Source organism: Devosia sp., assembly GCF_965229025.1.
In the GTDB taxonomy this organism is placed as follows: domain Bacteria; phylum Pseudomonadota; class Alphaproteobacteria; order Rhizobiales; family Devosiaceae; genus Devosia_A.
On record NZ_OZ245853.1, the window covers coordinates 1,024,575 to 1,045,036 of the forward strand.

General features: G+C 62.3%; 16 protein-coding genes. 5 read left to right on the forward strand and 11 right to left on the reverse strand.

Going from position 1 to position 20,462, the window contains the following annotated elements:
- The first annotated feature begins 22 nt into the window (after nucleotides 1–22).
- Nucleotides 23–1,213, forward strand: coding sequence for a class I SAM-dependent methyltransferase (locus ACO06J_RS04990; RefSeq protein WP_421759602.1), 1,191 nt, complete (start codon nucleotides 23–25; stop codon nucleotides 1,211–1,213).
- Here the strand turns inward: ACO06J_RS04990 and ACO06J_RS04995 are convergent.
- The 3 genes from ACO06J_RS04995 to ACO06J_RS05005 all read right to left on the reverse strand — a co-directional run bounded on the left by ACO06J_RS04995 (nucleotide 1,205) and on the right by ACO06J_RS05005 (nucleotide 3,981).
- On the reverse strand, nucleotides 1,205–1,798 hold the full coding sequence (locus tag ACO06J_RS04995) for an HAD family hydrolase (protein ID WP_421762451.1): 594 nt from the start codon (nucleotides 1,796–1,798) through the stop codon (nucleotides 1,205–1,207). The two genes, ACO06J_RS04990 and ACO06J_RS04995, sit on opposite strands and share 9 nt — an antisense overlap.
- 24 nt (nucleotides 1,799–1,822) lie before the next feature.
- Entirely contained in the window at nucleotides 1,823–2,851 is a 1,029-nt protein-coding gene (locus ACO06J_RS05000) for an aldo/keto reductase (protein ID WP_421759603.1), read from the reverse strand.
- A 158-nt stretch (nucleotides 2,852–3,009) separates the two neighbouring features.
- The gene (locus ACO06J_RS05005) at nucleotides 3,010–3,981 is read right to left on the reverse strand and encodes a substrate-binding domain-containing protein (protein ID WP_421762452.1); all 972 of its coding nucleotides are present in this window, start codon (nucleotides 3,979–3,981) and stop codon (nucleotides 3,010–3,012) included.
- Between the two features lie 315 nt (nucleotides 3,982–4,296).
- On the opposite strand from ACO06J_RS05005, the gene ACO06J_RS05010 reads away from it, so the two are divergent.
- Both ACO06J_RS05010 and ACO06J_RS05015 read left to right on the forward strand, forming a co-directional pair.
- A complete protein-coding gene (locus ACO06J_RS05010; protein ID WP_421759604.1) occupies nucleotides 4,297–5,037 on the forward strand; it encodes an ATP-binding cassette domain-containing protein in 741 nt (246 codons plus the stop codon).
- Between the two features lie 2 nt (nucleotides 5,038–5,039).
- Nucleotides 5,040–6,038: an ABC transporter permease gene (locus ACO06J_RS05015; RefSeq protein ID WP_421759605.1), complete on the forward strand. Its 999-nt coding sequence runs from the start codon at nucleotides 5,040–5,042 to the stop codon at nucleotides 6,036–6,038.
- A 46-nt stretch (nucleotides 6,039–6,084) separates the two neighbouring features.
- Here ACO06J_RS05015 and ACO06J_RS05020 read toward each other — a convergent pair whose 3' ends face one another.
- The 3 genes from ACO06J_RS05020 to ACO06J_RS05030 all read right to left on the reverse strand — a co-directional run bounded on the left by ACO06J_RS05020 (nucleotide 6,085) and on the right by ACO06J_RS05030 (nucleotide 9,973).
- Nucleotides 6,085–8,184, reverse strand: a complete 2,100-nt coding sequence (locus tag ACO06J_RS05020; RefSeq protein ID WP_421759606.1) for a calcium-binding protein — start codon at nucleotides 8,182–8,184, stop codon at nucleotides 6,085–6,087.
- Between the two features lie 303 nt (nucleotides 8,185–8,487).
- The gene (araD1, locus tag ACO06J_RS05025; protein WP_421759607.1) at nucleotides 8,488–9,480 is read right to left on the reverse strand and encodes an AraD1 family protein; all 993 of its coding nucleotides are present in this window, start codon (nucleotides 9,478–9,480) and stop codon (nucleotides 8,488–8,490) included.
- Between the two features lie 157 nt (nucleotides 9,481–9,637).
- The gene (locus ACO06J_RS05030; RefSeq protein WP_421759608.1) at nucleotides 9,638–9,973 is read right to left on the reverse strand and encodes a hypothetical protein; all 336 of its coding nucleotides are present in this window, start codon (nucleotides 9,971–9,973) and stop codon (nucleotides 9,638–9,640) included.
- A 332-nt stretch (nucleotides 9,974–10,305) separates the two neighbouring features.
- On the opposite strand from ACO06J_RS05030, the gene recA reads away from it, so the two are divergent.
- Together recA and alaS are read left to right on the forward strand one after the other, a co-directional pair.
- Nucleotides 10,306–11,385: a recombinase RecA gene (gene recA, locus ACO06J_RS05035; RefSeq protein ID WP_421759609.1), complete on the forward strand. Its 1,080-nt coding sequence runs from the start codon at nucleotides 10,306–10,308 to the stop codon at nucleotides 11,383–11,385.
- An 864-nt stretch (nucleotides 11,386–12,249) separates the two neighbouring features.
- A complete protein-coding gene (alaS, locus tag ACO06J_RS05040; RefSeq protein WP_421759610.1) occupies nucleotides 12,250–14,892 on the forward strand; it encodes an alanine--tRNA ligase in 2,643 nt (880 codons plus the stop codon).
- Nucleotides 14,893–14,895: 3 nt separating this feature from the next.
- On the opposite strand, the gene ACO06J_RS05045 is transcribed toward alaS, so the two are convergent.
- From ACO06J_RS05045 to ACO06J_RS05065, 5 genes are all read right to left on the reverse strand, one after another.
- Nucleotides 14,896–15,849 carry a DMT family transporter gene (locus tag ACO06J_RS05045; protein ID WP_421759611.1) on the reverse strand — a complete coding sequence of 318 codons (954 nt, stop codon included), beginning with the start codon at nucleotides 15,847–15,849 and terminating at the stop codon, nucleotides 14,896–14,898.
- Nucleotides 15,850–15,852: 3 nt separating this feature from the next.
- Complete coding sequence (locus ACO06J_RS05050; RefSeq protein ID WP_421759612.1) at nucleotides 15,853–16,827, reverse strand: DMT family transporter; 975 nt, start codon at nucleotides 16,825–16,827, stop codon at nucleotides 15,853–15,855.
- 128 nt (nucleotides 16,828–16,955) lie between these two features.
- Nucleotides 16,956–18,494 carry a hypothetical protein gene (locus tag ACO06J_RS05055; RefSeq protein WP_421759613.1) on the reverse strand — a complete coding sequence of 513 codons (1,539 nt, stop codon included), beginning with the start codon at nucleotides 18,492–18,494 and terminating at the stop codon, nucleotides 16,956–16,958.
- A gap of 96 nt (nucleotides 18,495–18,590) precedes the next feature.
- Nucleotides 18,591–19,049, reverse strand: coding sequence for a GyrI-like domain-containing protein (locus tag ACO06J_RS05060; protein WP_421759614.1), 459 nt, complete (start codon nucleotides 19,047–19,049; stop codon nucleotides 18,591–18,593).
- 2 nt (nucleotides 19,050–19,051) lie between these two features.
- Complete coding sequence (locus ACO06J_RS05065) at nucleotides 19,052–20,266, reverse strand: NADP-dependent isocitrate dehydrogenase (RefSeq protein ID WP_421759615.1); 1,215 nt, start codon at nucleotides 20,264–20,266, stop codon at nucleotides 19,052–19,054.
- Between the last annotated feature and the right edge of the window lie 196 nt (nucleotides 20,267–20,462).

Here is a 20,462-nt window from a genome sequence, read left to right on the forward strand (position 1 = left end):
GGCGTGCGCCTATATCGCATGAATGGATAGCACGCTCAGCAAACTCGATCAGTTCCTTGCCACACTTGAGACCGCCGTCGCCGATGGCAGTTTCGTGCGGCTGGCGTTGCGCAATCCCGTAGGCCCCGACGAGACGCTGAAGAGCGTCGACATCAAGCCGGTGTTGATCCGGGGCGATGTGAAGCTCGGCTTCACCATGCATCACCAGACCAAAGACCTGGTGCAGAACCATCCGCCGGCCGGTGCAATCGGGCAGTTGCGCAAGGCACTGACGACGGATTTTCAACAAGGCTATCTCTTCACCACCGGCTTCGATCTTTTGCTCGATACGCAGGGCAAGGCGCCTCGGCTGAAGCAAACCGCTCCCACCAGCAAGGCACCGCCGTCGCTGGCGCATGATCGCAGCAAAACCCGCCTGATCCCCGCCGGTGGCAAATCCTATCTCACCGCGCTCGGCGTCACCGATGCCGATGGTACCGTGCTGAAGAACTCCGGCGACAAGTTCCGCCAGATCAACCGCTACGTTGAAATCCTCGCGCCGCTCCTCAAGGCGATTCCGAAAGACCGGCTGCGCAAGCTCGTCGATATGGGCGCCGGCAAGGGCTATTTGACCTTCGCCGTCGCCGACTATCTCGCCAACACCCTGCATTTCCCGACTGAGGTCGTCGGCGTCGAGTTCCGGCCTGACCTCGTGACGCTCTGCAACGACATTGCCGAGCGCACCGGCGTCGCCAACTTGGAATTCGTTCCCGGCACCATCGAGAACTATGATTCCACCGGCGCCGACGTGCTGATCGCTCTCCACGCCTGCGATACCGCGACCGATGATGCCATCGCGAAGGGCATCGCCGCGGAAGCTGAACTGATCGTCGTTGCGCCGTGCTGCCACAAGCAGATCCGGCGCGAGATCGAGACGGCCAATACCGGCAACGACCTCGATTTCCTGATGAAGCATGGCATCTTCGTCGAACGGCAGGCCGAGATGGTCACCGACGCGATGCGCGCCATGATCCTTGAGTATTTTGGCTACAGCACCAAGGTCTTCGAGTTCATCTCGGACCTCCATACGCCCAAGAACGTGCTTATCGTCGGCACCCGCACCAAGCGGGGCAGGGACCCCGCCGCGCTGCAGAAGCTGGCCGACGCCAAAGCCTATTTCGGCATTCGCCGCCACTATCTCGAAGAGGCGGCCGGGCTCTTGGTATCAGCCTAAGAATGGCGCTAACGCGTCGGTCAATGCTTGCTCGCCGGTCCAGTGAACGGCACCCCATCCGCGTCTCCTGGCACCCTCTACATTTGCAAGAGTGTCGTCGACGAGCACGAGGTCTTCCGGCTCAGCTCCCGCGATCGCTGCAGCTCGGTCGAAAAACTCGGCGTCGGGCTTCCGGTGACCAAGTGCGGCTGAGTAGATGATGCCGTCTACATGGTTGACCAGGCCAACTTTCTTCATGAGGTAGTCGGCGCGCATATGCTCCTGGTTCGTCGCGAGGAACACCGGCACGCCGCGTTGGCGATACTGAGCCAAGGCCGCCAGCACACCCTCATCCACTCTCGAGTCATTTTCGAACCAGTAGGCTATCAGCCTTTCTGTGGAGACCCTTGGCGCGATCTCCGCGAGCACTGGTGCCAATCGCTCGGTCAGTCCTTCGCGGCCGGTAACGATGGCCTCCCAGAATGGCGCGAAGAAAGTTTCCCGAAGCTTGTCGGGCGACAAACCGAGGTCTCTCTCGAGTTCGGCGAACAGATGCCGGCCGTCGCTTGGGCGGCCGCTGACCAGCACTCCGTCTACGTCCATCATCAGGACCTTGGCAGGCGTCTTCACCTAAGCAGTGCGCCCGTTCGGCAACGGCGTACCTGGCGCGACGAACTTGCGGTCGGCCAAGGCATCCCAGAGTCCGTCGGGAATCTTGGTGTTCCACCAGTTCAAAATGCCATCCAGCTCTGCCGGCGATTTGGGGCCGGGGAGCACGTTGCAGACGGCCTTGTGGGCCAGCGGGAATTGCAGGGCTGCGGCGCCGAGCGGCACGCCGAATTCGGCGCAGGTGGCGTTGAGGTCGGCCACGCGCTGGATCACGTGCTCAGGCGCCTTGGCGTAGTTCCACATGCCCGTGCCCATCAGAGCGCCGCCATTGAACGGCCCGCCGACGACAACCGAAGCGTTGCGCTTGAGGCAGGTCGAGAGGAACGGGTTCAGCGAGGTCTGCTCCAGCAGCGTATAGCGGCCGGCGAGCAGGAAGACGTCCCAGTCGCCCAGTTCGAACGCGTCCATCAGGACTTCCCATTCGTTGACGCCAAGCCCGATTGCCGACACCTTGCCCGACGCCTTCAGTTCGGTCAGCGCGCGGTAACCGCCTTCGGCCAGTTGCCTCCAGTAGATGGCGTTCTGCTCCGCGCCGTGGGTCGCGACCCCGATATCGTGGACAAACAGGATGTCGATCTTGCTCAGTCCCAGCCGTGCCAGGCTGTGCTCGTATGACTTCATCACACCGGCATATGTGTAGTCGTACACCTGCTCGAACGGGAACGGGTTGACCCATGCGTGGCCGTAGTCGCGCTCAGCTTCCGATTGCACGGGGCGCAGCAGTCTGCCGACCTTGGTCGAGAGTATTTTAGGCTCCGGGCGGAAGCGCAGGGCATCACCCACCAGATGCTCGGCGCGGCCGTAGCCATATTGCGGCGCCGTGTCGAAATAGTTGATACCCGCGTCGAGGCCCGCGCTCACCGTGGCCCGCGCCTGATCATCCGGAACGGCCTGGAAGATGCTGGCGAGCGTCGCGCTGCCCAGTCCGAGTTCGGTCACTTCGAGGTTGGTGGTCCCGACGCGGCGCGTCTTGAATTTGGTAGCGCTCATTTAGCAAGTCTCTCCCATGGTCGAGCCGGCTGCGACTAGGGTTGCAGCGGCGGCGGACACTGACATGTCAGTTGGTTAGGGTAAACTCTCCAAAGGTGCTAGGCCCAAAATGAAAGAGGCGCGCCGAAGCGCGCCTCTCGTTCCGCCGGAGCGAAAACTTACTTCTGGATACAGGTCGCAACCGTGTCCTTGGTGCATTCGTCGAGGCCGGTGAACACCGGGTCGGCGACAGCTTCGCCCTTGATCAGCGAGATCATGGTCTTGGGAGCGAGGTAGCCCATTTCGAACGGACGCTGACCCACCAGGGCGGTCACGAGACCTTCACCGGCGATGGCAACTTCGTCACCAATGGTGTCGGCAGCGCCGATGACCAGCTGGTTGGACGCAATCTTGTCAGCCAGAGGCTTGAACAGATCGCGGTAGGGCTGCGGTGCCATGAACAGCGGCCAGCCGCCCATGATGCCGAAGGCGCGAAGGTCGGGGTTGGCAGCGAGGATATCGCTCATTGCCTGGACGCCCTTGACGCCATCGTCGTTGGTGAACACCGGGCAGCCGGCGATTTCGGTCCAGCCGCCTTCGCCAGCCAGCGCTGCCAGGCCTTCCTTGCCCGACAGTGCGTCGCGCATACCCTGCGCACGGCGCAGGATGTTGTCGGCAGCCGGGTTGCCTTCGATCGTGCAGATCTTGCCGCCTTCAGGTGCGGCAGCCTTGATGTAGTCGCCGATGCGCTTGCCCATCAGATAGTTGTCGGTACCGAGATAGGTCTTGCGCAGGCCGGCATCTTCCTTGGCGAGGTCGGCGTCGATCGTCATCACCGGGATCGTCGCATTGGCAGACTTCAGGGTCTGGGCGATCAGCGGCGCGTTGGACGGCGAGATCGCGATGGCGGCAGTGCTCGACTTTGCAAGCATGTCGGCCACGATCTGGGCCTCGCCTGCTTCATCGGAGGTCGATGCCGGGCCGGTGTAGAAGCATTCGTATTCGGAATCGGCGTTTTCCCCGTTCCACTTCTCGCAACCCTGGTGGATTGCTTCGAAGAAGGCGTTGTCGAGGCCCTTGACCACGATCACCAGCTGCTTCTTTTCTGCGAGTGCGGGACTTGCGGTCAAAGCCGCGAAGCCAGCAATCATCAATAAACTCAGTGCTTTCATATTTCCCTCCCTTGGAACAAGAGGGCGATGTACTGACGTCCCCGGCTTGATACCGTGGTGACAGGCAGAACAACCCTCCCGTCTATCAGCTAATCTTGACCGGTTACGTACGTCAACCCATCAACTGCCAAAAAGTCGTACTATTTGACGCTCCCTCAAGTTGACGCGTTTTTGGGGTTCTGCATTAATCAGGTCAGCTACGCCGATGGGATGGAGGATCCTGCCGGCGGCGTTTTTTGCAGCACGAAAGGCCAGCAAGGTCACCGGCTGCATCCAGGGGAGGATTGACGAGCCGTGGCGGTTCTCGAACTAGAAAACATTTCAAAGCATTTCGGCGCGATCCACGCGGTCACCGATGTGTCGCTGTCGATCGAGCCCGGCGAGGTCGTCGGGTTGATGGGCGACAACGGCGCTGGCAAGTCGACGCTGGTCAAGATGATCGCGGGCAACTTCCCGCCCTCGGGTGGTGGCATGCGCATGGACGGCAAGCCCGTACATCTGCACAGCCCGCTCGACGCGCGCCGGCATGGCATCGAGATCGTCCACCAGGATCTGGCGCTCTGCAACAACCTGACCGCTGCCGCCAACGTCTACCTCGGTCGCGAACTGCGCCGTGGGGTGTGGCCGTTCAGCGTGCTCGACTATGCCGGCATGTACGAAAAGGCAGGCAAGCTCTTTGCGGAGCTGAAATCCGAGACCCGGCCGCGCGACCTGATCAAGATGATGTCAGGTGGCCAGCGCCAGGCCGTGGCCATCGCGAGAACCATGCTGTCAGACGCCAAAATCGTGCTGATGGATGAGCCCACTGCCGCTATCTCCGTGCGGCAGGTGGCCGAAGTGCTCAACCACATCAAGCAGTTGCGCGACAGGGGCATCGCCATTGTGCTGATCAGCCATCGCATGCCCGACGTCTTCACTGTGGCCGACCGCGTGATCGTCATGCGCCGCGGCCGCAAGGTTGCCGACAAGAAGGTTGCGGCGAGTTCGCCCGAAGAAGTTACCGGTCTCATCACCGGCGCGATTGAGCAGGTGTAAAGATGGCCATGACCCTCGAACAAACCATCGCGCGCAAGCAGAACAACTGGTTCACCAATGCGCTCAACAGCCAGGCGCTGTGGGTGATCGTCGCTATCCTCTTGGCCTGCGTATTCCTCAGCTTTGCGACGCAAGCCTTCGCGACACCTCAGAATATCTACAACATCACACGCAACTTCACCTTCACCGCCATTATCGCCCTGGGCATGACTGTGGTGATTATCACCGGGGGTATCGATCTCTCGGTTGGCTCGGTGCTGTGCCTTTGCAGCATGGTGCTGGCGGTGGTGATGCATGCCGGTTTCAGCATCGAGATTGGCATCGCGGTAACCCTGCTGGTGGCCGTCATCGTCGGCGCCATCAACGGCGTCTTGATCGCCTATCTCGGCTTTCCACCTTTCGTCGTGACGCTGGGCATGATGTCGATCGCCCGCAGTCTCGCGATGGTGGCGTCCAACAACACCGTGGTGTTCCAGTTCGGGCCCGATCACGACAAGCTTCTTGCCCTCGGCGGCGGGGCGTGGGTGTTCGGCATTTCGAATCCGGTGATCTACACGATCGTTCTCGCGCTGATTATTGGCTTCATGCTGCGCTGGACGCGGTTTGGCCGCCATATCTTTGCCATCGGCGGCAATGAGCGCGCGGCTGAGCTGACGGGTGTTCCTGTCAAGCCCATCAAGGTCGCGGTCTATATCATCTCGGCCCTGACGGCAGGCATCTGCGGCATCATCGAGACCGGCTGGCTCGGCGCGGTGACCACCAATCTGGGCAATGGGATGGAGCTGCAGGTGATCGCTGCTGCGGTCATCGGCGGGGCCAGCCTTGTCGGCGGCGCGGGAACGGCGCTCGGCGCGCTGGTTGGTGCTGCACTGATCGAAGTGATCCGTAACAGCTTGGGCCTCCTCGGCATCAGTGCCTTCTGGCAGGGCACCTTCATCGGCAGCTTCATCATCATCGCTGTAGCGTTCGAGCGGGTCCGCCAGCTCCGGGCGCGCGACTGATCGAGGCGGAATACCCCCGGGACGCCGCTGTCCCGGGGGCAACACATCAAACGATCCAGTCGCCGCTGGCCAACAGGCTTTGCAACGCTGCGCCATGCAGCGACATCGAGAGCACCTCGCCGTTCGCATCGGTCACGTAGATATCGACCTGAGAGCCGTGGGCATTCACGTCGATGCCATATTGCGCAAGCGTATCTCCACTGGCGTTGGCGGCCAGCTTGAAAGCCGCGTAGAAGTCCGCAGCGTTGGTGAAACTGGTCAATCCGATATCCACCCGGTCCTTCGCGCTGCTCGAAAAATCCTCAACCTCGTCGTGGCCGCGGGAAAACACGAACGTGTCGCTCCCCGAGCCGCCATTGAGGGTGTCGAGCCCATCGCCGCCGAACAGCCGGTCGTTGCCAGCCTGCCCATAAAGCTCGTCATTGCCGTCTCCACCAGCGACGTAGTCATTGCCGCCGCGCGCGAAGAACCGGTCGTTGCCACCAAGCCCGAAGAGCTGGTTTGCTGCATCGTTCCCGGTAAACGAATTGGCGCCTTCGTTGCCGTAGCCGTTGACTGCTGCAGTGCCGGTGAACTCCAGTGCCTCGCTGTCTGCGCCGAGCGTGAAGCTGACCGCCGACACGATCCGGTCATAGCCGTCCCCGGCCAGCACCACGTCATTGCTCGAGGTGACGGTGATGCGGTCAGCATCGCCTGTGCCGAAATATGTCGTGCCGAGATTGGTGAGGCTCGCAACGGTGACGCTGCCATCGTTGAACACCAGTGTCTCCACTCCGCCCACCCGGTCATAGCTGCCATCGGGCTTGTGCACGATGTATCCGCCGTCGAGCGACTTGGTGATCTGAAAACCGGACTGGTCGCCATCATAGTAGAGCCTGTCGTTACCCAGCCCGCCATCGATCCGGTCATTGCCACCCGATGCGTAGATAAGGTCGTCGCCTTTGTCTGCGTAAAGCAGGTCGACGCCCTTGCCGCCGATCAGCGTGTCGGCACCAGACCGGGCGTGGAATTCGGATCCCAGCGGATCGGCCACCAGCACCTCGGCTTTGTTGGTGCCGTTGACGTAGCGGAACGTCACGGTATTGGCGTTTGGATCCGTCGGAGCGCCGTAGCTGGTTCCGTCCGAATTGACGAACAGCGTTGGCGACAGATACCCAGCTTCGGCGTCGGTGCGCGACGAGGTCACCACCTCGACCACGTTGTCATGGTCGGCGCCACCGTGAAAATTGATGTCGCGATTGGTGCCGCGCACATTGATGGTATTGTTGGCCTCGCTGGTCCAACTGGCAAACAGCACCGCATGACGCGTGTCATAGGCCTCGAGCCCGACGAGGCTGCTGTCGTACACGGCCTTGAGCTGAATGCCGTACCCGTTGCCGCCGTCGCCCTTGTTGATCGCGCCATCTACGGTGATGTTTGAGGCATCGACCAGGATCGACTGCGAAATCGTCACTCCGTTCGAGGGCGCATTGTGGATGACCACGTCGAACAACCGCGTATCCGCGGTAGCGGAGATCGAAATCACATTGGAGCGGTCGAAGGCCGCGACGGTATTTTCGAACACGGCCGGGTCCGCATCGGCCAGTCCCGAATCGATAGTGAAACCGCCGACGCGCACATTCTCGGCAACCTCGATCCGCTGCACGGTAGCGTCTTCGGTGAAGTCGAAAGCAAGGCCATTGACGAGCGTTACGGTATTGCCGTTCACCGACGCGATTTCGACCATCGAGGTGCGGAGCGGTTTGTCCTCGCGCCACTGGGTGTCGCCGATCGAGTCGAGATATTCGGGCGTGTTGGGCAGTTCCACCCATAGCACATCACCGGCCTTGAGCCCTGTGGTATCCGCGAGGTGCAGCGCCTTGTTGCCTTCCGCCGCAGTGCTCACCAGGTCGAAACTACCGCTATAGGTCTCCTGGTCGATCACCCCGCCAATCTGGAAGGCGCCACCGGCGCGGGCATTGCCCACGAGGTTGATCGTAGTGGCATCCGAGCCCTCGCCGACCACTGCGATATCGTCGCGGTTGATCACCACCGTACGGTCGAACGTGAAGTCACCTGCGCCCAGCTGGATGGTGGTTCCGGCCGGCGCCGAATCGATGATGGCCTGCAGTTCGGCAGCCGTCGTTGTCGATGAAACATAGATCATGAGTTGGCCCTTCGCCTCGGTTACAACTGGTGCGAAAGCCTCCCAACCCACCGCGCCAAGCACACTTGCTGCGCTGGATGAATTAGGCCTCTGTCCGATAGGTTGGATTTGGCGAAAATCATCCCAATGACCATCCGGCAAGGGGCCGGAGCAGTCTGCGCATCTCGATCAGGGCGGAGGAATGGGGCGAAGGACGGGCACGAAAACGGCCACGACGCGTCGATTTTGAGATGTTGCCGATGGGGCACTAAGCAGTTGGCCGGGCAACGTGCCCGGCCAGAACATGGGTCTACCTGAAGCTACCTAGAGCTGGTGGATCACCACCGGGCGCTCCTTGTCCCAGGCGACGGCGTTCCTCAGCGGCAGGCCGAACTGGGCCTCCTCGATCTCGAACACGTCACCGGGCTCGGTCTTGATCCCATCGGCAAAGCTCAGCGTTGCCGTGCCGAACATGTGCACGTGGATATCGCCGGGCTGGCGGAACAGGTCGTACTTGAAGTGGTGGTATTCGAGGTTGGCGATGGTGTGGCTCATGTTGTCCTCACCACTGAGGAACGGCTTTTCCCAGATCACCTTGCCGTCACGCAGGATGCGCGACATGCCCGACACATTGCGCGGCAACTCGCCGACACGCAGTTCCGGCCCAAACGAGCAGAAGCGGAGCTTGGAATGGGCGAGGAACAGGTAGTTCACCCGCTCCGTCACGTGGTCGGAAAACTCGTTGCCCAGCGCAAAGCCGAGGCGGAAGGGTGTGCCATCCTTGCCGATCAGGTAGATGCCGGCGATTTCCGGCTCTTCGCCAGCGTCCTTGGCAAAGGACGGCGACGGGATCGGCGCGCCCGGCGCGGCGACGGCGTAGCCATTACCCTTGTAGAACCACTCGGGCTGTACGCCGATCTCGCCAGCCTTGGGCTTGCCGCCCTCAAGGCCCATGCGGAACATCTTCATCGAGTCCGTCAGCGGGGCTTCTGCCTGCTGCTGGTTGGATTTGTGCATCGCGTCGCGGGTCGAGGCCGAACCAAGATGGGTAAGGCCGGTGCCGGTGACATAAAGATGGGCCGGATCGGGATGATCGACCGGCACCAGCAGGCGCCCCTCGCGAGCCAGCGCGGCGCGGTCAACGCTCCTGCCCAGACCCTTTTCGATAACCACCGCACGCAGCGTCAGGCCCCGCTCGGCGGCCTCTGTCGCAAGCTCGTAGACGCTGGTGGCTCCGGTCACGACGCTGGTGGTTGTGCCTTCGGTCGCGGCAACGGCGCGGGCGCCGGTTTCGTCCTGGAACTGGATCAGATGCATGGTGCTGGGGTCCCCCGGTTTTTGGTGGTGTCCCTATAGCGCGGCGCGACGGGGAACGCATCCGCATTTTGGGTGTGTATCACCAACCGGTACACTGCAACTTTTGGCCGATATACGGGGCCGGACCGGTGTTGCTTCCAGTCCGGCCCGAGAGGCATCACTCGGTGAAAGTGAACTTGGCGACCTCGCACACATTGACGGCGGGCTTGGTGGCCTCGGTGCCATCGTCGAAGACGGCGCGGAAGTCATATTTGCAATAGCCGCTGGCATCATCAATGTTGACGTTGATGGTGTCCCCCGGAGCCAGTACCTCATTGCCGAGGATATCCTCCTGCCACGAGCTGGCGCCGACATTGGACGCGTAGAACTCACGGATTGTGTACGAGGTGTCGTTGGTCACCAGAACATGGCGATCGAGCGCCAGGGCACTGGTTGCAGGCACGGCGAAAAGCAGGAACGAGAGGGCGGCGATACCGGCGATCTTGGTCGACATGGGTGTGTCCATTGAAGGTTGCTGTGAGTGGGGATCCGTCGCGCTCGTGCTTGCCCCCCATAAAGCTGAGACGACGCTCAACAGCAGGTCCTTGGGGCTGATCGCAGAGATTTCATCGCAATCTCCCGCGGAACAGCCTGGAGCGATGCCCACCGGCCTTTCGTCGAATCATGCAACTACAGCGCCCGACTGAAGTGCCGGCCACATAAAGCTGTCTGTTCTTATTTTGTCCCTTGACGATTTAGAAACAAAATGAGAACAGATTAGGTACGTTACATGGACAAGCGCTTGGTTTGCGTAGGGCGAACCGAAGTGGAATAAGGAGACCGAAGATGGCTGCTGCTGTTACGCCGTTGCGCGTGGTTGAGGGATCGATGGACAAGGAAAAGGCGCTCGCTGCAGCGCTGAGCCAGATCGAGCGGAGTTTCGGCAAGGGAACGGTGATGCGGTTCGGCGAGGGCGCCATTGCCCAGGTCGAAGCGATTTCCACCGGTTCGCTCGGCCTCGATATTGCGCTCGGAATTGGCGGGTTGCCGCGTGGCCGTATCGTCGAAATCTTCGGGCCAGAAAGCTCGGGCAAGACGACGCTGGCACTGCACGTGATCGCCGAGGCGCAAAAGAACGGTGGTACAGCCGCGTTCATCGACGCCGAGCACGCTCTGGATCCGATCTATGCCCGGAAACTCGGTGTGAAGGTGGACGAGCTCTTGATCTCGCAGCCCGATACGGGTGAACAGGCGCTTGAGATCGCCGATACGCTGGTGCGCTCCGGCGCAGTGGATATCCTCGTGGTCGACTCTGTTGCGGCGCTGACGCCCAAGGCCGAACTTGAAGGCGAGATGGGCGATTCCATGCCGGGCCTTCAGGCGCGGCTGATGAGCCAGGCTATGCGCAAGCTGACCGGGTCGATCTCCAAGTCCAAGGCGATGGTGATCTTCATCAACCAGATCCGTATGAAGATCGGCGTGATGTATGGCTCGCCCGAAACCACCACCGGTGGCAACGCGCTGAAGTTCTACTCCTCGGTTCGTCTCGACATCCGCCGTATCGGCGCGATCAAGGAGCGCGAGGAAGTGATCGGCAACCAGACACGCGTCAAGGTGGTCAAGAACAAGCTTGCCCCGCCGTTCCGCCAGGTCGAATTCGACATCATGTATGGCGAAGGCATCTCCAAGACCGGCGAGCTGCTCGACCTGGGTGTGAAGTCTGGCATCGTCGAGAAGTCCGGCGCCTGGTTCTCCTATGACAGCCAGCGCCTGGGGCAGGGCCGCGAGAATTCGCGCCAGTTCCTCAAGGACAACCCGCAGATCGCCGACCTCATCGAGCAGGGCGTCCGCCAGAGCTCCGGCGTCCTCGGCGAAGCGCTCCTGGCCGCTCCGGAAGGCGACGAGGCCGACGACGCGGACGCATGATCGGTTCGCATTCCGTTACGCATCCCAAGGGCGCCCCAGTGGCGCCCTTCGCTTTTGGGGGACGCGCCGCCCCCTCCCCAACCCTCCCCACAAGGGGGAGGGTGCCAGCTGGTGCGGTTCGCAACGGGCGTGCCACACGCTCGATCAGCACCTCCCCCTTGATGGGGGAGGCCGGGAGGGGGTGTGCGGAGCCACGATAGTGCTTTGATCCCCTAACAAAACCCCCCACTTATCCCCGCGCCTTCACGCCGGACTATACTGCGCTCACTGCCCCCGCGCTGGACGGGATCGCGAGCGAACGGTTTGCGGGGACAGGATCGGATGGAGGTTGTCGCACCCTCCTTGCCGAAGTTCCGGCCGGCCGGATGCCATTCCCCAAAGGGTGGACGAGGGCCGCCAGTGGTGTCACGGCCGCTTTCGGGCGGCCAGGGGCCGAGCTCCCCTCACGGGGAGCCGGGGTGCCTGCGCAGAAACGTCCGGGGTTTTGGCTCCGTGGATCTGGACTGCGGGGATAAGCCCCCCTCCTTCGGGAGGCCGGTCGGAGCGATCCGCCGGTGGCCAGGCACTGCGGTTCCGGGGAAGTCCCCGCGGTCCGCCGGAGCGAGGTGGAAACGTCCGATCGCGCCGGCGAGGTCCGACCTCGCACACACTGCGGACTACCCGCCTTGAGGCCTGGGCCTCGCCGGCGCTCGTCCTCACTGGTTCTCACCCGAAGCCATGTGGCCAGCGGGCGCGTTCGCGTGTCCATTTTGTTACAGTCTATTGCCCGCGCGCTGGACAGAGGCGCGACCCCCGCGATAGAAGGCTTTTCCTGTTGTTTACGGCGGAGCCTCGGCCCCGCCTTTTGTCTGTAAGAGACCCCAAATGACGAGTGTGAACGATATCCGGTCGAGCTTCCTCTCCTATTTCGAAAAGAATGGGCACGAGGCAGTTGCGTCGAGCCCGCTGGTGCCGCGGAATGACCCGACTTTGATGTTCACCAACGCGGGCATGGTGCAGTTCAAGAACGTCTTCACCGGCGTTGAAAAGCGCCCTTATTCGACGGCCACCACCTCGCAGAAATGCGTGCGCGCAGGCGGCAAGCACAATGACCTCGACAATGTCGGGTTCACGGCGCGCCACCACACGTTCTTCGAAATGCTCGGCAATTTCTCGTTCGGCGACTACTTCAAGGAACACGCAATCGAGCTCGCCTGGAACCTCCTCACCAAGGAGTGGGGCCTGCCCAAGGACAAGCTGACGGCGACGATCTACCAGGACGACGACGAGGCGATGGCGCTGTGGAAGAAGATTTCCGGCCTGCCCGAAGAGCGCATCGTTCGACTCGGCGCCAAGTCGAACTTCTGGCAGATGGGCGACACCGGCCCTTGCGGTCCGTGCTCGGAAATCTTCTACGATCATGGTGACAAGTATTGGGGTGGCCCTCCGGGCTCGCCCGAGGAAGATGGCGACCGGTTCGTCGAGATCTGGAATCTCGTTTTCATGCAGTTCGAGCAGGCGGCCGATGGGTCGCGCACCGGGCTGCCGAAGCCCTCTATCGATACTGGCGCCGGTCTCGAACGCGTTGCCGCCGTGATGCAGGGCACCAACAACAATTACGAGATTGATCTGTTCAAGTCGCTGATCGCGTCGACGCAGCAGGCCATCGGTTTCAATGGTGACAGCTCGACGGCGAGTCTCCGCGTCATTGCGGACCACCTGCGGTCGATGAGCTTCCTGATCGCCGAAGGCGTGCTGCCCTCCAACGAAGGTCGCGGCTACGTGCTGCGCCGCATCATGCGCCGCGCCATGCGTCACGCAACGCTGCTGGGCGCGAATGAGCCGGTGATCTACAAGATCGTACCGACCCTCGTACGCGAGATGGGGCAGGCCTATCCCGAGCTGGTGGCAGGCGAATCCCGCATTTCTGAAACGGTTGAACTCGAAGAGAACCGGTTCCTCAAGACGCTCGGCCGTGGCCTCCAGATTCTTTCCGACGAGACGGAGGACCTTGGCGAAGGTGGCGTGCTGGCCGGCGACGTCGCCTTCAAGCTTCATGACACCTATGGCTTCCCACTCGACCTGACGCAGGATGCACTCCGCACCCGCGGCATCACCGTTGATACCACCGGTTTCGATGCCGCCATGGCTGCTCAGAAGGCCGAGGCGCGGAAGAGCTGGGCGGGTTCTGGCGAAGCCGCAGACGATCAGGTCTGGTTCGCCGTCGCGGACAAAGTCGGCCCCACGGAATTCCTCGGCTACGAAACCGAGACTGCGGAAGGCGAGATTGTCGCCCTGGTCAAGGGTGGCCAGATGGTCGAGGTGCTGACCACCGGTGACGAGGGCTTTGCGGTCTTCAACCAGACCCCGTTCTACGGTGAGAGCGGCGGCCAGGTTGGCGACAGCGGCCGGATCACCGGGGATGGCGTTGCCGCGACCGTGCTCGAGACCAGCAAGCATCATGGCGTGTTCGGCCACAAGGTAACGGTCGAGCAGGGCACGCTGAAGCTCGGGCAGGGCCTCGCCCTGGCCGTCGACCACACACGCCGCTCGGCCATCCGCTCCAACCACTCCGCGACGCACCTGCTGCACGAAGCGCTTCGCCTGGTACTGGGCGATCACGTGGCGCAGCGCGGCTCGCTCGTGTCGCCCGACCGCCTGCGCTTCGACTTCGTCCACACCAAGCCCATCACAGCGCAGGAACTCGTCCAGATCGAAGATATCGCCAACGAGATCGTGCTGCAGAACACTCCCGTCGAAACCCGTCTGATGAGCGTCGATGACGCCAAGAACTCGGGTGCGCGGGCGCTGTTCGGCGAAAAGTACGGCGATGAAGTGCGCGTCGTGTCGATGGGAGAGCCGACCGGCAACGGCCTTGGCTGGTCGGTCGAACTCTGCGGCGGCACCCACGTGCGCCGCACTGGCGATATCGGGCTCATCTCGATCGTTGCCGAAGCGGGCGTCGCCGCCGGCGTGCGTCGTCTCGAAGCCCTGACCGGCAAGGCCGCGCGCCATCGCGGCAACGACCACGTACGGATCGTCGATGCGGCCGCCAGCCTCCTCCGCACGCAGTCGCACGAGGTGCTTGATCGCATCGAAGCGGTGCAGGACAGCCTCAAGAAGGCCGAGCGGGCGCTTAGCGAAGCCAACAAGAAGCTGGCGCTCGGTGGTGGCGGCGGTGCCGAAGCCGCGCCTGCGGCCGAAACCGTCAACGGCATCGCCTTTGCTGGCCGCACCGTGCGTGGCGTCGAGGCCAAGGATCTGCGCGGACTGATCGATGTCGAAAAGAAGAAGCTCGGCTCAGGCGTCGTTGCCCTCATCCTCGTCAGCGAGGATGGCAAGGGTACAGTCGCGATCGGTGTCACCGAAGACCTCACCGCCCGCAAGTCGGCGGCTGATCTCGTCAAGCTCGCAACGGTTGCACTTGGCGGGCAGGGCGGCGGTGGCCGTCCCGATATGGCGCAGGGCGGCGGCCCTGACGGGTCGAAGGCCGACGCCGCCATCGCAGCCGTCCGCGCGGCGCTCTAGGGGCTAGACTGCGTCGGGGCCGGGACCAACATCGCCCGGTCTCGCGACCTCGCTGCGACGCCCACGGAACTCTGCCCAGCGCCCGGCAATACGGGCGCGGGCACCATCGGAGAAAATCCCGGCGATGCCGGAAGCGACGACGATCGACAGCCCGACCAGACCAACCGCGTCCGGCACTTCCTTGAAGAACAGAGCGCCATAAATCAGCGCCCAGACGATCTGGCTATATTGCATCGGCGCCACCCGGCTCGCCGGCGCCTTCACCAGCGCTGCGATCTGGAACAGATAGCCTGCCCCGCCCAGCACGCCGCACACCAGCAGGGCCACGAGCTCGAACCATGTCGGTGCGGTAAAGCCAAACACCAGCAATGCGCCATTGACGACGAGCGTATAAAGCCCCGGGATCACAAACAGGCTGGTGCGCTTCTCCGTCCCCGAGATCAGCCGCGTAGCGGTGGCCGATATCGCGGCGGTGATGGCGCAGGCAAAGGCGCCGAGGTGGCCGAGTTGGAGGGCCTGGAACCCGGGCCGGACGACGATCAGCACACCCACAAAGCTCAGCACCGCCAGTCCCCACCGCCCCGCGCTGACCTCCTCCTTCAGCACTAAAACCGACAGGATGGTGATGAACACCGGGATCAGGAAGATGATGCAGTAGGCCTCTGCCAAGGGGATCGTGACAAACGCAAACACTGCAAGGATCGCGCTTATGGTACGGCAGACAGCGATCAGGTGGACGAGAGCCGGGTGGCTCAGCTTGAAGGTGTCGCGCCAACGCTCGGTTTTTGGCTTGGTAAAGGCCGCAGGGAGGACCGAGAAGATCGTGGTGAAGAAGCCGATCTCAAACACGCCCAGCGTGCTGCCGAGACCTTTGACCATCGCATCGCCGGTCGAATAGGCGGCGTAGGCACATAGCCCGAGGATAACGCCCAGCGATGTCTGCGTCAGGCCACGCATGAGCTACTTGCCTACCGCAGCTGCTGCATCGTCGCCGGGACGCAGTTGGGGCTTGGCATCGTCGCCCAGCGGCGGGCTGACCTCAGATATCGCGCTCGCCGGGCCGAAGACCGACAGGCGGGAGAAGATCCGTATGCGGGTTTCGTCGGACATCACGTTCATGATCCCGCCACCTGCGACAACCGCGAGCCCGATGTAAGTGATGAGGTCGGGGTATTCGGTGAAGAAGATGGCGCCGAAGATCACCGCCCAGGCGATCTGGCTGTACTGCGCCGGTGCAATCTGGCTGACGGGCGCGCGACGGGTGGCGGCGATGAAGATGATGTTTGAAGTGCCGCCGATGGCACCGATGGTCATCAGCATGATGAACTCCTGCAGCGACGGCCACTGGAATGTCGGCAGCATCAGTAGGCCGTTGACCAGGACGATATAACCCAGCGGGATGCCAAGAAGGCTGACGCGGGTTTCGACGGGAGCGACCTTCCGCAGCGTTGTGGTGGTCACGCCGCCCATCAGCGCAGCGCAGAGCGCGGCGAGGTGGCCGAGTTGCAGGTCGCGGAAGCCGGGACGGACGACGAGGAGCACACCGCAAAAGCTGGCGGCGAGGAATAGCCAGCGTTGCCAGCGCACCTCTTCGTGGAGGAAGAAGATGGAGAGGGCCACCACGAAGATCGGGGCGAGGAAGGCGATGGAGTAGACCTCGGCCAACGGGATGTGGGTGAAGGCGAAGATGATGCAGAAATTGCCGACGAGCCCGGTGATGCTGCGCAGATTGACCAGGTACGGATGCTTCATGTCCCAGAAGCGCAGCCAGTTTTCGCCTTTTGGTTTGGTGAAAATGGCGGGCACGAAGGAAAACAGTGCGGTCCAGAAAGCAATTTCGAAGACGGTCAGGCCGCTGCCGAACGCTTTAATGATGGCGTCGCAGCAGGAATAAAGGAAGTACGCAACAAGGGAGAAAGCGACGCCGACGGGCATCTTTGGTAATCCGAAATTGGGGAGGAACGACGGCGAATTATGTACGATCCTATACGCGCGTGCCCCCGAGGCGTCGATGGGCCCGAAGGGCACAGCGACTAATTATTTCGTCTCGATTGGTCGCCGTTTCATGAACAGTCGAGTGCGAGGTCCTCGAAGGTAATGGCGCATTGAACGCGGCGGAGAGTGTCCAGGTCGTCGGCGGTTGCGGGGCTATTGTCGGGCGTGACGATGACTGCCTCGATCACGGTGCTGTCGGGTCCGTTCTTGAAGCCGAACCAGGAGAAGCTGGCGCCGGTATCGTCGTAGGTGCCTTCGCGGACAAAGCTCACGTCGTTGCCGGCGTCGTTGGTTAGGGTGCGGCCAAGGACAGGTTTGGCGCGCGCGCTATCGAACACCAGGTCTGAGCCGACGCGCTCGAAGACGAAGACATTGCCCGAATGCGAGACACGCGAAGATGGTGTGACGTTGTCGATGGTCAACTCGTCCGGGATGGTGGCGAGGAGCGGAGGAAGCAGGGCGTTGAAGCGGTTCTTGTCGATCTCCGCCTCGCCCGGCAAGTCGAGGTCATCGATCTTGACGCCCATGGGGAGGAAGTACGAGTTGAGCGGGCCCTTCTGCAGGATGCGCTTCAGCGGATCGCCTCCGGTGCCGGCGCTGGACCAGCCGCGCTGGCGGTTGAAGAAGCTGGTTCCGGGAGCGTTGAGGCCATCGAGGCCGGGGGTGTAGTAGAGCGCAATCTCGTAGTCGCCATCGGTTGCTAGCGACTGTTCGGTAATCGCGCAGCTACCGATTGCCAGCGGACGGTCGCCAAGCTTGTAGCCGGAGAGCGCGCCGGAATACTGGGTCTTGCCGATATCGGTAGTGTAGTCGGACTGGAAGCGCTCGACCATATCGAGCGGGTCTGCTCGCTCATCGATGGCAAGCAGGCGCTCGCAGACGTTCTTGACCGCGCTGGGCAGATCCGTGATCCAACTGGAGGTTGGGGTCGGGGGCAGGGCGACGCGGGCGAGGTAGAGGTCGTCGGCGGCCAGAAGATTATAGGTTTCGTCCGGACCCATGCCGACCATGTAGAACAGCACTTCGGGGTCGACGTTCCACTTCACCAGTTCCTTGACCATCAAAGCGAGACTGTCGCGGGTCTCGCCCTGGGTCTCCATCGCGCCGCGTTCCTGAAGCGCTTGCAGGAAGGAATTTTCGTCGGAATAGGGGGCGTGGAAGCCGACGACGGAGCCGGGCTCGACCATGCGGTCGATATAGGTCCCCATACCCTCCTGGCTGGAATAGGCGGAACCGCCGAGGAAAGCGAAGGCGCAGGCCGAGTAGCACTGGGCGCCGCGCTCAACGACAGTGGCGATGTGATTGGCGCGGAGGAAGTCGGCCAGGGCCAGCCCCTCGCTATAGCTGCCGCCGGGGCCGTTCAGCGTGAGTACAGCGGTTGCGCTGCCATCGGGGCCGCTGCAGGCGAGGCGGCATTTGACGAAGCTGTTGTAGACTGACTGCAGGGTCGCCACATCGCCGGCGACCGTCTCGCCCTCGTAGTGGATGTGGGGAACCGGGTGGGCGGCGGAATATTGCATGGAGACGATCGATATCGTCGCCGCTTGCGCTGGTCCCCAGGCAAGCGCCAGGAACAACGCGACCAGTCCTATAGTCAGTCTCGTCATCTCAGTATTCCCCCCCGTTCCTGAACTGTCGAGCATTTGACGTCGGTGATGCAAGACTCCTTGGGCTCGCCGACATCTAGCGAGGCGAGCGCGTTTCTATTCCAGCAGATAGTAGACCTTGGTGAAGCGCTTTTCAGGCTCTTCGTGCCAGGTCACGATTTCCCAGTTGACGCCAGTTGGCACATGGCCGTGCGCGGCGCACCATTGGGCAATAGCGTGGTGAACTTCCGGCAGACGCTCGTAGTCGCCCACAAGGGTCGCTTCGGCGGTGCGGCCCGATGGCGTCGCGATCGACTGCAATTGCAGATCGGATTCGAACGGCTCGGCGACGGCGAGGCCAACGTCCAGGGTCACGATTGTGTCGTCGGCCGGGTATCGCGAACCGTGGAAGATGACCACGGTTCGCATCAGCAGAGGAATACCGCGCGCTTCGGCGAGCCCCCAGATGGGGGCGCCGATAACCGCGTCGTACACTGCGGAACGGGGCACTTCGCGACGCACCGCAGCGAGCGGGATCGGTTCGGCCGTTCCGAGCGTAACGACGTGGCTGGTCATGATCAGGCAGCCATGGCCTTCTGGAGGTTCGCGTCGATGGCGTCGAGGAAGCCGATCGTGGACAGCCACTTCTGGTCCGGCCCGACGAGGAGCGCGAGATCCTTGGTCATCTGGCCAGCTTCGACGGTATCAACGCAGACCTTTTCGAGCGTCAGCGCGAACTTCAGCAGTTCGGCGTTGTCGTCGAGCTTGGCGCGGTGGGCGAGGCCACGCGTCCAGGCGAAGATCGAGGCGATGGAGTTGGTCGAGGTCTCCTTGCCCTGCTGATGCTGGCGATAGTGGCGGGTGACGGTGCCGTGGGCGGCCTCCGCCTCGACAATCTTGCCATCGGGAGTCATCAGCACAGAGGTCATGAGGCCGAGCGAGCCGAAGCCCTGGGCGACGATGTCCGACTGCACGTCGCCATCATAGTTCTTGCAGGCCCAGACGTAACCGCCGGACCACTTCAGCGCCGAGGCGACCATGTCGTCGATCAAGCGGTGCTCGTACCAGATCTTCAACTCATCGAACTTGGCCTTGTAGTGCTCTTCGAAGACTTCCTGGAAGATGTCCTTGAAGCGCCCATCATAAGCCTTGAGGATGGTGTTCTTGGTGGAGAGGTAGCAGGGGACCTTGCGGTTGATGGCGTAGTTCAGCGAGGCGTGGGCGAAATCGCGGATCGAGTCGTCGAGGTTGTACATGCCCATGGCGACGCCTGCGGACGGCGCATCGAACACTTCGTGCTCGATGACCTTGCCGTCATCGCCGGTGAACTTGATGGTCAGCTTGCCCTTGCCGGGGAAGCGGAAATCGGTGGCCTTGTACTGGTCGCCAAAGGCGTGACGGCCGACGATGATCGGGGAGGTCCATCCGGGCACGAGACGCGGGACATTCTGGCAGATAATCGGCTCGCGGAAGATGACGCCGCCCAGGATGTTGCGGATGGTGCCGTTGGGCGACTTCCACATCTTCTTGAGCTTGAATTCTTCGACGCGCTGCTCATCGGGGGTGATGGTGGCACACTTGATGCCGACGCCGTGCTTCTTGATGGCGTTCGCAGCGTCCACGGTTACCTGGTCGGACGTGGCGTCGCGGTTCTCGACGGAGAGGTCATAGTACTCGATCTTCAGGTCGAGGTAGGGGAGGATCAGCTTGTCCTTGATCGCCTGCCAGATGATGCGGGTCATCTCGTCGCCATCGAGATCGACGACAGGGTTGGCAACTTTGATCTTGGCCATGCTTGGGCTCCTCGGCAGCGCGTGAAAATGATGCAGCGCTCATAGCATGAAAATGGTCGCGCGAAAGCGCCCGACTGGCGCTGAGCCCTCGGGATTTAGGTGTAGGCGGGTTCCGGCGCGGCGTTGACCGACGCGGGTAGTCCGCAGTTTTGTATGGCCGTCGCCACGCCGGAACCATCGGGGTCTTTGTGAGACC

What these genes read in the sequence shown, in the direction of transcription:
- ACO06J_RS04990 (WP_421759602.1), top strand. Translation starts at nt 23, where the DNA reads ATGGATAGCACGCTCAGCAAACTCGATCAGTTCCTTGCCACACTTGAG.
- ACO06J_RS04995 (WP_421762451.1), bottom strand. Translation starts at nt 1,798, where the DNA reads ATGATGGACGTAGACGGAGTGCTGGTCAGCGGCCGCCCAAGCGACGGC.
- ACO06J_RS05000 (WP_421759603.1), bottom strand. Translation starts at nt 2,851, where the DNA reads ATGAGCGCTACCAAATTCAAGACGCGCCGCGTCGGGACCACCAACCTC.
- ACO06J_RS05005 (WP_421762452.1), bottom strand. Translation starts at nt 3,981, where the DNA reads ATGATTGCTGGCTTCGCGGCTTTGACCGCAAGTCCCGCACTCGCAGAA.
- ACO06J_RS05015 (WP_421759605.1), top strand. Translation starts at nt 5,040, where the DNA reads ATGGCCATGACCCTCGAACAAACCATCGCGCGCAAGCAGAACAACTGG.
- ACO06J_RS05020 (WP_421759606.1), bottom strand. Translation starts at nt 8,184, where the DNA reads ATGATCTATGTTTCATCGACAACGACGGCTGCCGAACTGCAGGCCATC.
- araD1 (WP_421759607.1), bottom strand. Translation starts at nt 9,480, where the DNA reads ATGCATCTGATCCAGTTCCAGGACGAAACCGGCGCCCGCGCCGTTGCC.
- ACO06J_RS05030 (WP_421759608.1), bottom strand. Translation starts at nt 9,973, where the DNA reads ATGTCGACCAAGATCGCCGGTATCGCCGCCCTCTCGTTCCTGCTTTTC.
- recA (WP_421759609.1), top strand. Translation starts at nt 10,306, where the DNA reads ATGGCTGCTGCTGTTACGCCGTTGCGCGTGGTTGAGGGATCGATGGAC.
- alaS (WP_421759610.1), top strand. Translation starts at nt 12,250, where the DNA reads ATGACGAGTGTGAACGATATCCGGTCGAGCTTCCTCTCCTATTTCGAA.
- ACO06J_RS05045 (WP_421759611.1), bottom strand. Translation starts at nt 15,849, where the DNA reads ATGCGTGGCCTGACGCAGACATCGCTGGGCGTTATCCTCGGGCTATGT.
- ACO06J_RS05050 (WP_421759612.1), bottom strand. Translation starts at nt 16,827, where the DNA reads ATGCCCGTCGGCGTCGCTTTCTCCCTTGTTGCGTACTTCCTTTATTCC.
- ACO06J_RS05055 (WP_421759613.1), bottom strand. Translation starts at nt 18,494, where the DNA reads ATGACGAGACTGACTATAGGACTGGTCGCGTTGTTCCTGGCGCTTGCC.
- ACO06J_RS05060 (WP_421759614.1), bottom strand. Translation starts at nt 19,049, where the DNA reads ATGACCAGCCACGTCGTTACGCTCGGAACGGCCGAACCGATCCCGCTC.
- ACO06J_RS05065 (WP_421759615.1), bottom strand. Translation starts at nt 20,266, where the DNA reads ATGGCCAAGATCAAAGTTGCCAACCCTGTCGTCGATCTCGATGGCGAC.